The organism is Roseofilum acuticapitatum BLCC-M154 (genome assembly GCF_030068475.1).
Taxonomy (GTDB): domain Bacteria; phylum Cyanobacteriota; class Cyanobacteriia; order Cyanobacteriales; family Desertifilaceae; genus Roseofilum; species Roseofilum acuticapitatum.
The window spans coordinates 1-11,763 of record NZ_JAQOSP010000096.1; the positions used below are offsets into that span (position 1 = coordinate 1).

General features: G+C 46.0%; 12 protein-coding genes and 1 pseudogene. 7 read left to right on the plus strand and 6 right to left on the minus strand.

Annotated elements, in window-relative coordinates:
* Positions 1-388 (plus strand): annotated as a pseudogene (locus PMG71_RS14430) (photosystem II q(b) protein); the annotation flags it as partial.
* A gap of 83 nt (positions 389-471) precedes the next feature.
* On the opposite strand, the gene PMG71_RS14435 reads toward PMG71_RS14430, so the two are convergent.
* Positions 472-1,731 (minus strand): tetratricopeptide repeat protein, encoded by a 1,260-nt coding sequence (locus PMG71_RS14435; protein ID WP_283754402.1) that lies wholly within the window; start codon positions 1,729-1,731, stop codon positions 472-474.
* Positions 1,732-1,939: 208 nt separating this feature from the next.
* Positions 1,940-2,770, minus strand: coding sequence for a carbohydrate ABC transporter permease (locus tag PMG71_RS14440; protein WP_283754403.1), 831 nt, complete (start codon positions 2,768-2,770; stop codon positions 1,940-1,942).
* A gap of 32 nt (positions 2,771-2,802) precedes the next feature.
* Between PMG71_RS14440 and trmB the strand changes: the two genes are divergently transcribed.
* On the plus strand, positions 2,803-3,432 hold the full coding sequence (gene trmB, locus PMG71_RS14445) for a tRNA (guanosine(46)-N7)-methyltransferase TrmB (RefSeq protein WP_347179294.1): 630 nt from the start codon (positions 2,803-2,805) through the stop codon (positions 3,430-3,432).
* 87 nt (positions 3,433-3,519) lie between these two features.
* Here the strand turns inward: trmB and PMG71_RS14450 are convergent, their stop codons facing one another.
* The 3 genes from PMG71_RS14450 to PMG71_RS14460 all read right to left on the minus strand — a co-directional run bounded on the left by PMG71_RS14450 (position 3,520) and on the right by PMG71_RS14460 (position 5,933).
* Positions 3,520-4,758 (minus strand): molybdopterin molybdotransferase MoeA, encoded by a 1,239-nt coding sequence (locus tag PMG71_RS14450; RefSeq protein WP_283754404.1) that lies wholly within the window; start codon positions 4,756-4,758, stop codon positions 3,520-3,522.
* 109 nt (positions 4,759-4,867) lie between these two features.
* Positions 4,868-5,203 (minus strand): XisI protein, encoded by a 336-nt coding sequence (locus PMG71_RS14455; RefSeq protein ID WP_283754405.1) that lies wholly within the window; start codon positions 5,201-5,203, stop codon positions 4,868-4,870.
* A gap of 340 nt (positions 5,204-5,543) precedes the next feature.
* Positions 5,544-5,933, minus strand: a complete 390-nt coding sequence (locus PMG71_RS14460) for a hypothetical protein (RefSeq protein WP_283754406.1) — start codon at positions 5,931-5,933, stop codon at positions 5,544-5,546.
* A 117-nt stretch (positions 5,934-6,050) separates the two neighbouring features.
* On the opposite strand from PMG71_RS14460, the gene hslO reads away from it, so the two are divergent.
* The 5 genes from hslO to PMG71_RS14485 all read left to right on the plus strand — a co-directional run bounded on the left by hslO (position 6,051) and on the right by PMG71_RS14485 (position 10,575).
* On the plus strand, positions 6,051-6,953 hold the full coding sequence (hslO, locus tag PMG71_RS14465; protein ID WP_283754407.1) for an Hsp33 family molecular chaperone HslO: 903 nt from the start codon (positions 6,051-6,053) through the stop codon (positions 6,951-6,953).
* Positions 6,954-7,089: 136 nt separating this feature from the next.
* Positions 7,090-9,150, plus strand: a complete 2,061-nt coding sequence (locus PMG71_RS14470; RefSeq protein WP_283754408.1) for a hypothetical protein — start codon at positions 7,090-7,092, stop codon at positions 9,148-9,150.
* Between the two features lie 133 nt (positions 9,151-9,283).
* The gene (locus PMG71_RS14475; protein WP_283754409.1) at positions 9,284-9,640 is read left to right on the plus strand and encodes a HesB/IscA family protein; all 357 of its coding nucleotides are present in this window, start codon (positions 9,284-9,286) and stop codon (positions 9,638-9,640) included.
* 100 nt (positions 9,641-9,740) lie between these two features.
* Complete coding sequence (locus tag PMG71_RS14480) at positions 9,741-10,163, plus strand: tetratricopeptide repeat protein (protein WP_283754410.1); 423 nt, start codon at positions 9,741-9,743, stop codon at positions 10,161-10,163.
* A 214-nt stretch (positions 10,164-10,377) separates the two neighbouring features.
* Entirely contained in the window at positions 10,378-10,575 is a 198-nt protein-coding gene (locus tag PMG71_RS14485; RefSeq protein WP_283754411.1) for a hypothetical protein, read from the plus strand.
* A 152-nt stretch (positions 10,576-10,727) separates the two neighbouring features.
* Here the strand turns inward: PMG71_RS14485 and hetL are convergent, their stop codons facing one another.
* Positions 10,728-11,423 (minus strand): heterocyst differentiation pentapeptide repeat protein HetL, encoded by a 696-nt coding sequence (hetL, locus tag PMG71_RS14490; protein WP_283754412.1) that lies wholly within the window; start codon positions 11,421-11,423, stop codon positions 10,728-10,730.
* Between the last annotated feature and the right edge of the window lie 340 nt (positions 11,424-11,763).

The window sequence follows — 11,763 nt, forward strand, 5'->3', positions numbered from 1 at the left end:
TCAAAACTACGGTTACAAATTCGGACAAGAAGAAGAAACCTACAACATCGTAGCCGCTCACGGATACTTCGGACGTTTAATCTTCCAATACGCATCCTTCAACAACAGCCGTAGCCTTCACTTCTTCTTAGGAGCTTGGCCGGTAGTTGGAATCTGGTTTACCGCACTGGGCGTAAGCACCATGGCGTTCAACCTAAATGGATTCAACTTCAACCAATCCATCATGGATTCTCAAGGTCATGTAATCAATACCTGGGCAGATGTAATCAACCGCGCCAACCTGGGTATGGAAGTAATGCACGAGCGCAACGCTCACAACTTCCCCTTAGATTTGGCTGCTGGTGAAGCTGCTCCTGTAGCTTTAACTGCTCCTTCTATCAACGGTTAATTCAAGCTTTGATAACTTGATTTAATCCAAAAACGCTCTCCGCAAGGGGGGCGTTTTTTTTTGGAGTTTCATTATCTAGGATTTTATCTCTGCTCTAAATCAGTAATGACTTTTTCCAGATACCATTCTTGAGCCATTCCCGGATAATCTTGTTTGGCTTGATCGATGAGTCGTTGGGCAATTTCCCAATGACCTCCAACGAGGCGTAATAGTCTTTGACGGAGAAGGGATTCGAGTTGAATGGTGTTACTTTGGGGGACGGCTTTTTGCAGTTTCTTGAGTTGGGAGATGGCCTGATTATAGTCTGACCATTTTTCTTGTTCGCAAAATTTACTGGCTGCCCGTTGATAGTCTGTAATGGCTTCTTTCATTTCTTCTAAGCAAGCATGGACGAGTCCTCGGCTATAATAGGCTGTGCCATTATTGGGATCGAGATTGAGGGCAGTGGTATAGTCTTGGATGGCTTGGGCGTAGTGACTGGTTAACCGATAAGCATCTCCTCTGGCGATGTAAATGAGGGGGTCGTTACTTTCATTATTTAAAGCTTGATTAAAGTCTTCTATGGCTCCTAAATGATCGCCAATCTGGGCGCGGGCTTTGCCTCGATTGCGATAAATAATGGGGTCTTTGAAGTTGAGAGCAAGGGCGCGGTTAAAGTCGGAGATGGCGCTTTGATAGCTTCCCTGTTGACAATAGATAATTCCGCGACAACCGTAGGCACGAGCGTCATTTTGATCGGTTTTTAAGATCCAGTTTAATTCTTCTTGGGCTTCTTGAGGTTTTCCCTGTTTTGCTTTGTCAATGAGGTTTTGATAAAAGTCGGATTCGGTGATTAAAGGTAGGGATGGAGTGGTTGCTTGGGGGGTGGGTTGTTTGGGTTTGAGTTGTTGAATAAGAGCAAGACAGCGACTGGCATTTTCTTTGTCTTTTTGGTCTAAATAAAGGCGGGCTGCTTGTTTAAAATTGGCGATCGCACTTTGCAGGTTACCCTGTTTGCGCTCCACAGTCCCTCGGAGCTGATAAGCAGCCGCAAATTCGGGTTTGAGCTGAATCACCCAATTGATGTCTTCTAGGGTTCCGGGGAGGTTTTTGAGGCTGATGCGGGCAAGGGCGCGGGCGTAGTAGGCTTGGCTATGGTAGCGATCGCGCTCTAGAGCTTGGCTATAATCAGAGATAGCTGGATAGATTTGCCCTAAGTCAAAGTAGGCTAAACCCCTTTGGTAGTATGGATCAGACCAATCAGGATTTAGGGTAATGACTTCAGTAAAAGCGGCGATCGCTCCCTCATAATCTTTTTGACTTGCTTTTTTGATCCCGTCTTGATATAACTGCTGTTCAATCACGATTCTTTATTCTGTCAAAAGTGGCATCTTGTCGAATTTGCTCTATTTTGCTCAATTTTGCGAGTCTAGTCCAGTAGTGCTGGCAGTGCCCACCTTACCGGCTTGACTGCTATAGAGGTGTAGGAATATGGGCAGGAGAGGCCTGCAATTCTATTCAAGTTTATAACCTTTTTATTGCCCACCCTACGATAATTTGACAATCGCTGACCTAACCTTTCAAACCACTGCCGGCATCCGTAGACATAATATAGCGTTGCACCAACATAAACAGCAACAAAATTGGCAAAATTGAAATCATCGATCCCGCCGCAATTAAACGCCAATCTAAAGAAAATGTGCCTGCCAACCGTTGCACTCCCAGAGGAAGCGTAAACATTTCCGGTTGGTCTAAAATAATCAGGGGCCATAAAAAGTCGCTCCAAGCTCCAATAAACACAAAAATCGCCAGAGTCACTAAAGCCGGACGGATAGCAGGCAACATCACACACCACCAAATTTCCCATTCTGAACAGCCATCCATACGTGCTGCTTCTTCCAATTCTTTCGGCACACCTTGAAAAGCTTGTCGCAACAGGAAAATGCCAAAGGCAGAAGCGAGAGAGGGTAACATTACCCCTAAATAAGTGTTTCTTAGTCCCAATTGCACCATTAAAATATAGAGGGGAATCATCACAATTTGGAAGGGGATCAAAATAGTGGCTACAATTAAATTGAAAATAATTTGTCGTCCCTGAAAACTAAGACGCGCCAACGGATAAGCCGCCAGAGAACAAAAGAGTAAATTGAGTCCGACAGTGAGGGTAGAAATCCAGAAGCTATTGAATAGATAGCGGTCAAAAGGATGGGTTTGCCAAACTTGAATAAAGTTACTCAGAGTCGGCTGTTCGGGAATCAGTTGGGGCGGAAACTGAAAGATATTTTCACCAGCAGATTTCAGAGATGTACTGGCTAACCACAGTAGCGGTAAGAGCATCATAAATGCTATGATGATTAATAAGCTATAGGTTCCTAAAGTGGGCCAAAATCGGGTCTTATGCATAGGAGTTAGGAAAGAAAAAAGGGGGTTATCCTTTGGGACGAGTGCGCGTGCGTCAGCATGTTAATCCATTAAGCCAGAAATTTCAAGAGCCAGTTGCCATCCCCAACTGGTCAGAAATTTATCCCCATGTACAGCATCCGCTCCATTTAGATATTGGCTGTGGAAGAGGGAGGTTTTTATGGGAAATTGCCCAACAGCGATTAGATTGGAATTTCCTGGGTTTAGAAATTCGGAAACCTTTGGTGATTGAGGCTAATGAATGGCGCGATCGCCACAATTTAAACAATCTTCATTATCTATTTTGTAATGCCAATATTTCCCTGAAAAATATCCTCAGTTCGTTGCCTGAAAATACCCTACATTATGTAAGTATTCAGTTTCCCGATCCTTGGTTTAAGAACAGACATCAAAAACGCCGGGTAGTTCAGGATGATTTAGTGGACACTTTATCTCAGTTTATCATATCTGGGGGTCAAATTTTTCTACAATCGGATGTGGAGGAGGTAGCTTTACAGATGCGGAATTTATTCGATCTGCACTCTAGTTTTTCCCGTTCTAGTGACTGGTTAGAGGAGAATCCTTTACCCGTGCAAACAGAGCGGGAAATTGCGACTTATGCTAAAGGTGAACCTGTTTATCGAGTCCTGTTTGAGCGGTTGTAGCCTTGATCCTAGGGCTTCGCCAGCTTCAACCTGTGCTAGAGTAGTCGAAATGGATTATTGGCCAGAAAACGAAGCCGAATCGCCCCTTTAAATAGCAAGAACTTGCACCCATTCCCCAGGATGGATCTGATCTTTACCTGCGGGAATGACTGCAAATCCAGTGGTTCCCGCTAAATTAACTAAATTTGCCGAAATTTGTAAACCGGGAGCTAAATCAAACTCACAGCCTTGGGGAGTATAGGTTAAGTTACCCCAAACATAGGTTTCTCTGGGGCCGCCGCGCAATAAGCAGCGATTTTGGGCTAGGATAAATTTGGGTTGCCATCCCGTACTATAACCGGATAATTTCTTGAGAGCGGGTTGTACAAAGCGCCAAAAACAAACTAGGGCGGAAACTGGATTTCCGGGCAAGCCAAAATAATAGGAACAACTAGGAATGGAGCTTTGGGGAAAAGTAGCAAAGGTTAGGGGTTTACCGGGTTTAATTTTCACTTGGGTGACGTGCAGGGTTGCCCCTAAGTCCTGTAAAATGCGGTCAATATAATCATATTCGCCAACAGAAACACCGCCAGAAGAAATGATGACATCTACCATGGATAAGGCTCCAGAAATGGCTTTTTGAGTCGCTTCTGGATCGTCGGGAATAATGCCAAAACAATGGGGAATTCCTCCCATTTGGGCAATTCCGGCAGCGAGGGCATATTGGTTCGAGTCTACAATTTGACCGGGTGCTAGGGGGCGATCGCAAGGAACCAACTCATTCCCAGTCGCAAAAATAGCCACTCTAGGACGACGATACACGGAAACTTGGTTGCATTGAGCCGCCGCTAGAACAGCTATTTCTGGCATATTAATGGGTATTCCAGATTGGAGTAATATATTACCAGCTTGATAAAAACTACCCTGTTTACGGATAAACTCCCCGGATTTAGGGGCAGTTAACACCGAAACTTGCTTACCCTTGAGCTTAGTATGCTCCTGCATGACAATGGTATCTGCTCCAGCAGGAATCATTGCCCCGGTAAAAATGCGGGCGGCTTGCCCAGGCTGTAGAGTAAAATCTGGAACTTTACCCGCAGCTACTTCTCCCACAATTTCTAGAAGCACCGGATGTTCTGGGGAACAGTCCCGCACATCCAGATAGCGGACAGCGTAGCCATCCATAGCCGAATTATCCCAATGGGGAAAATCGAGGCTACTGGTAACTGGAGTCGAAAGTATGCGCCCTCTGGCTTCATCCAGGGTGACCATTTGCGACTCCGTTTCGGGGTTGAGGGGATGAATTTGATTGAGGATTAAACGTTCAGCTTCAGCAACAGGTAGCATATGGTATTTTTATTTATTCGTGAAGTACGAGATATTGCCCTCTCCCTAAATCCCTCTCCCACGGGAGAGGGACTTTCCGGAGGATGAGAGGCAAGGGTTTTAATAGGTGTTAATGAACGGCAAACTCTGTTAATTCCCGTGCATTGGGATCGTGAAAACCAAGGACGATCGATTGTTTTGGTATGCCTAACTCAATCAGTTGGTTGGCTACGCCTATTTCTGTGCCATCATGCTGAATCCAAATTTTATCACCCTTGATATCCATATGGATTAAACAACTAAATACACGGCGGTCGCCATCCCAGCCAACGGTGACCAACTGATAATGATCGTTTTGGGTATCGGCGATCAGAAATTGCTCTAGGTCTCCAAATGAAGGCTTATATTGATTGTGTTCTGCCAGGACTTCTTGAATACATTGGCGATAGTGTTCTAGTTGTTCCATTGTACAATCACCTCTTGTTCGGGATCGAAGACGATCAGTGCATTAGCGTAGGGTGGGTTAGGCGGCTAAAACCTAGACTCTGACAGCAATCTATCAATCCGCCGTAACCCACCATTTTAGGGTTGTCACGGCAGTAGTGGATTGTTTCATCTAATTTGATGCATTAGATTTTGTTTGTAGTGATAGCTCAAGCCATCTCCAGCTAGGCTTTTAAGCACTCTTCGTGCTTACTACAAACAAAGCCCTATTTTAGCTGAAACAATCCAGTAGGATGCCCTGCGCTGTCGCTAACACACCCTACGATCTTTGACTGTATTGTGATAAACATCCTTGGCAGACATCAGGATTCATCGGGTTGAGTTAAAAATTCTTTGAGTCTAAGCAAACTGAGAGTCTGGCCTAAGTTGAGCGGTAGTAAAGTCACCCCTTCAAGTCGGGACTGTATCCAACCGTCACCCCACATCCATTCATGGAAGCCATCAATACCATGACTCAGAAGTAAGCGTAAGTGCCGATCGCCCGCATCGTCAACCTGATGAGCGATCGCCACCGGCCCCATCTTACTGGTAAACGTCACTCCAGCCGTCAACTGTTCCGGTAAACCCTCCGATAAGGTTTGCGGCCATAACCACTGACGCAGGCGATCGGGATACAACAGACTCTGGCGAATCTTGGCCTCTGAAGCCTCAACTTCTATCCGTAACTGGCTCGATTGAAATGTCCCAAACATCCTATCTATCTCAATTGCAAGGGTTCCCTTCTCCAGTATGCCAGAGCAATTCCTAGTTCTGTAAAGTTCACTTCCCTGTTTAGAATAAGAAAAGTGTAAAGAAATGTAAGGGGTTTTATGGTAGACCAATTAATTCGGGCAACGGCCGCAGATGGCGGTATTCGAGCCGTAGGCGTAATTACCACCCGGCTCACGGATGAGGCTCGGAAACGGCATAACCTATCCTATGTAGCGACAGCAGCCCTCGGACGAACCATGACCGGAGGATTATTATTGGCTTCGAGCATGAAACGACCGGGATCGCGGGTAACCCTTAAAGTTAATGGCAATGGGCCCTTGGGTTCGATTTTAGTGGATGCGGGTTTAGATGGTACAGTGCGGGGTTATGTTCATCATCCCCATGTCGAACTGCCTCCCAATGATAAAGGCAAACTCGATGTCGGGGGAGCAGTGGGCAAGGAAGGTTATTTATATGTGGTGCGAGATGTGGGCTATGGTTATCCCTACTCGACCACGGTAGAATTAGTCTCTGGAGAAATTGGCGAGGATTTAACCCACTATTTAGCCACGTCTGAACAAACCCCTTCTGCTCTCATTCTGGGGGTATTTGTAGATGCGGATGGTGTACAAGCGGCTGGGGGTATGCTGCTGCAAGTTTTGCCCAAAGCTGCCGAAGATGAAGCACTGGTGAGTGCCCTAGAGTCCCGTGTATCCCAATTATCCGGATTTACTCCCCTTTTGCGGGCCCATAAAAGTCTGCCGGAAATTTTCCAGGATCTTTTAGGGGATTTCGATCTGCATATTTTCCCAGAAACCCAGATGGTGCAATTTTCTTGCCCCTGTTCGGTCAATCGAGTCTTAGGCGCTTTGAAATTACTGGGACAGACGGAACTGCAAGATATGATTGAAAAAGATAAGGGGGCAGAAGCCACCTGTGAGTTTTGTCAGGAAATCTATCAGGTTAATTCGGATCAGTTGGCAGAATTGATTGAAGATTTACAAACCAATACGGGTTCTTAAGGGCAAAGCCAGAATCCAGAATTAGGGTTGGCGTTTCTGGACTGCAACGGTAGGATAAGAACTAAAATTATCCCCTTGGTCAGTTGGCGATCGCCTCCATTGCCCGATAATATATCAATCCCTCAAAATTGGCTCTATGAATTCTCCATCCCATCCCCCCACCCTCAATCCGCAAAAAATCAGCCCCAATTCTTGGTTATTCTGGATGGCCCTGATCGTTCTTTTGCCAGGGAGCTTAGGGTTTCTCAGCATGTTGACTTTGGTAAAACTGCCCAAGTTACCGAACTGTAACAAGGTTCAATGGGCAACGGCTTCGGCTTCCCTGCGGTTGCATTGTGCAGAGTTGGCAGCTCAAGAACAGACAGGAGAAGGGTATTTAGAGGCGATTGAAATTGTCAATGCTTTGCCCATGGATCATCCCTTGCGCCCTCGAATTAATCAATCGATTGAAGACTGGGCGGAAAATATGCTGGTTTTGGGGGATATGCTGTTTGAACAAGGCAAGCTACAAGAGGCGATCGCCACAGCCCAAAAAATTCCTAGCAATACCACGGCAGCCGGCTTGGTGAATAATAAGGTGGAACGCTGGCGGTCAGTTTGGGAGAAGGCTGAAGGTATTTATAAAGAAACCGAAGCCTTGATTCGTAAACGGGAATGGACTCAGGCCTTCCGTAAAGCGACTCGATTACTCGATTTTGATAATCCTTATTGGTCGGAAAACCGCTATCAGGAGCTGACCGTATTGATCCAAACGGCTCGTCAAGATGGGGAAACTTTGGCAGATGCGGAAGATTTGGCCGACTTGGGAACGGTGGAGGATTTCCTTAAGGCTATTGCTTTGATGGAGAAGGTACAGAAATCTAGTTATTTATATGGAGAGGCTCAAAATCTGATCCGTAAAGTGGGTCGCCAAATGATGCAGTTGGCTGAAGAGCAGTTAGAGGGACAAGATGCACAAGGGGCGATCGCGATCGTGCAAAAAATCCCCGCTTCTGCCCAAATGGGTAAAGACGTGGAAGATTTTAGCACTTTGGCTCGGGCCCATCAATCCACCTGGAGTAATACCGTAGCTGGACTAGAAAAAGGAATCGCCCAAGCCAAGCAAATTGACATTAAACGACCCCTCTACGGTAAAGCCCAATTTCTCATCTCTCGATGGCAACGGGAAATTGAAGATGTGGCCAGATTAGAAAAAGCCCGTAATCTCGCACGCGGGGGTGGCGTAGATGATTTAGCCAAAGCTGTGGCAGAAGTGTCCCTCATTTCCGCCAATAATCCCCGCTATCAGGAAGCCTCTACCTTGCTCAATACCTGGAATACCGAAATCCAAACCATTGAAGACCGACCCTACTTAAATCGTGCTGAGTCTTTAGCTCTGGGAGGAACTCTGGAAGATTTGCGATCGGCAATTCGGGAAGCGAGTATGATTAGTCCCGGTCGCAGTCTCTATAGTCAAGCTCAAGATAAGGTTGACGGTTGGCAGGATCGGGTAGAACAGATTGAAGACCGGCCCTATCTGAATAATGCTCAAAGTTTGGCTTTTGCTGGAGATGCCCTCTCCTTACAATCTGCCATTAATGAGGCCAAACGGATTGCTCCCGGACGGGCGCTCTATCCCCAAGCTCAGGAGAAAATTAGCCAGTGGACGGATCAGTTGGAGCGTCTGGAAGATCGGCCCTATTTGGACGAAGCCCGTAATTATGCTAATTCAGGTGACCTGAGTTTGGCGATCGCCTCTGCGGGCCAAATTTCTTCCGGTCGTGCCCTTTCTGATGAAGCTAATGGTTTAATTGAAGATTGGCGTTGGCAACTCAGGGGCCAGGACAATCTACAAACCGCTCAACAGATCGCCGCTAAGGGTTCCCCGGAAGATTTAGCCGCCGCCATTAACCGAGCGGAACAAGTGTCCTGGGAACACCCCTTACGTCAGAGTGCGGAACAAGAAATTAATCGTTGGGGACAACAATTGCTCAGTTTAGCCCAAGCGCGATCCAGTTACGATCTGCCAGGGGCGATCTCCATTGCCGCTAAAATTCCCCCTAGCCATACACTCTATTCCAGTGCCCAATCCCAAATTAGGGCTTGGGAAGCCCGTCTTGCTCCTCCGGTTTATACCCCAGAACCAGCTCCTCCTGAACCCGAATCTGTGGCTCCCGTACCGGGTTTAGAGGTATTACCCATTTCTAATCCCAATTAACTTCGAGTCTGACATCGCGTTGATGACATTGCCCTATCTGTCTATGGTTACCCCTGTAGGCTTCTTTCCTTTAAGGGCGATGAACTCGATACAATAAGGATTAAGTTGACATCAGGAGTTCAAGGATACAGTTATGACCCAAACCATCGAGAGTTCTAAACGCGGAATCATGATGACCGATGCTGCTCTCAAGCAGGTGCAGTTTTTACGCGAAAAGCAAGGGAACGATCTGTGCTTGCGTGTCGGGGTTCGCCAAGGTGGATGCTCCGGTCTGTCCTATATGATGGATTTTGAAACCTTAGCTCAGATCAAAGAGAATGATGAGGTCTTTGATTATGACGGGTTTAAAGTAATTTGCGATCCCAAGAGTATGCTCTATCTCTATGGATTGGTACTCGATTACAGTGATGCTCTCATTGGTGGCGGCTTCCAGTTTACCAACCCCAATGCCAGTCAATCCTGTGGTTGTGGTAAATCTTTCTCTGCCTAGACTTGAGGGTGGTCATTTTCTGTTAGACTAAGTAGTTGGTCAAATTCAGGCGCGGTTTAGCCTGGATTTGACCTAATTAATGTTTTGCAGTAAGCCGGTTATGACTCAGACAGCAGAAGACTTATTTAATGAAGGAATTGAACGCTACAAGAAGGGAGAAAGTCCTGCCACGCTAATTCCCTTATTTAAGGAGATTTGCGATCGCGCCCCCAAGCAAAGTACCGCTTGGACTTGTTTGGCTTGGTTATATTTACTCGAAGATAAACCCAAATCTGCTTATAAGGCTGCACAAAAGGCCGTCAAGCTCAATCCGGAAGACCCTCAAGCCAGAGTGAATCTAGCAGCAGCCATGCTGGAGACGAATAAAAGTGGAGTGCGTGAACATATTGATATCGTCCAGCGTTTGATTATGGCCGTCTCAGAATATCACCAGGAAATTGAAGAGAATTGTAAAGAAGGATTAAGCAGAAAACCAGATTGGCAAAGTCTCCAGAGAATATATGATTGGTTGTTTACCAGTTAAATCAAGGCTTTGGGCATTCAAGTTCTACAACAACTAAGTAATTATCTCTATCCAAAAAACGTATAAAACTTCATGATTCTATACAGGATTTAACCCAATTTCTTGATTTCTAATGATAAGATCTGATGAACTCAGACATAAGGTTGCTCTATCAATCGGTCTGAGGGCAGAAGAATTTTAACATGAAGTCAATTAAGAAAGGAGTCAGAATATTATGTCTGTTGATAGTAAAGTAGCCATTAAACCCGAAACCCGTAACCACAAAGGGTTCTTTGTCCAAGAAGCTGAATATAAGCTGATGGGGATTGCTGATTCTGGATGGGCGCTCATTTGTCTTGATGATGCCGTTTGCCATTATGTTGACCCCGATGATTTACAAGCCCTCCTGGAAGCTAATGGTGGCTTAGAGTAGATCGATTCTCAGTTTTTCGAGTAACTTGAATAGTTCAGAATGGCTGTACTGAGTTAGTGCAGTCTATTTTTTTGTTTTCTGCTGGTTTCGACTTCGCTCAACCAGCAGTCATATCAAGTCATTGCGATAGTCCAGCAGTCATTTCAGTCACTCTATGGGAGTTTTGCGCCTTCAAGGTCTGCATCAGTGAAATTTGTACCGGTAATATCCGCACCGGTTAAATCGGCATCATGTAAAATTGCCCCCGTTAAATCCGCATAACTGAGGTCAGCACCGCGCAAACTGGCTTCCCGTAAATCGGTTTGAAATCCATGTAGTCTGCGCCCTAATCCGAGATTTGCCCGACAGAGAATCGCTCCATCGAGGTTGGCTCGATGGAGAATGGTTTGGCTGAGATTGGCATAACTCAAATTCGCTTCAGACAAGTTAGCTGATTCTAAATTGGTGGGTTGGTCAGAGGTGGGACGCAGGTCGGCATCTAGAAGCATTGCCCTAGATAAGTTAGCCTCTTTTAAGGTTGCCCCAGATAAGTTCACCTTGATCAAGTTGGCATCCGTTAAATTAGCCTGTTCTAATTTGGCTCCACTTAAGTCCGCATCGCGCAAAATAGCACGAGAAAGGTCTGCATGGCTTAAGTTGGTTCCCCAAAGTAAGGCTTCACTGAGATTCGCACCCGTTAGTTTGGCCCCAGAAAAATTACTTTTTCCCAGCCGAGCTTGCCGGAAGTCTGCCCCAGAAAAGTCAGCTTCACAAAGGTAGATCTCGACTAATTCTAAATCTTTGAGGTCGAGTCCTGGAAAGTGGCGATCGCCTTGACGGTACTTTTCTAGCAGTTCAGATAAATTCATCGAAAAATGTGGGTAGAAACCCCGTCCTTCTAGGACGGCTTTACGTTATAATAAGGGAGAAGCCACATTGACCTTAAAGGCGGGTAAAACTCAAGCGTGGTGGGACACTCAGTTAAAAGACGGTTAACCGAAATGGTTAACTTGGTGGAAACACTCTGAACACAGCTCCCACAAGCAAAGACTTTGAGTGAGTGAAGCAAAATACTTACAAGTAGCCTGAATGGTGGCAACACCGGACAGAGTAGTGGGAATTGGCATCCCCTATCGCGCAACACTGGTATTCGACTAAAAACGGTACTGGGAGTTGTGGTTCGAGCAATGTCCAACGGTGGATATCTCC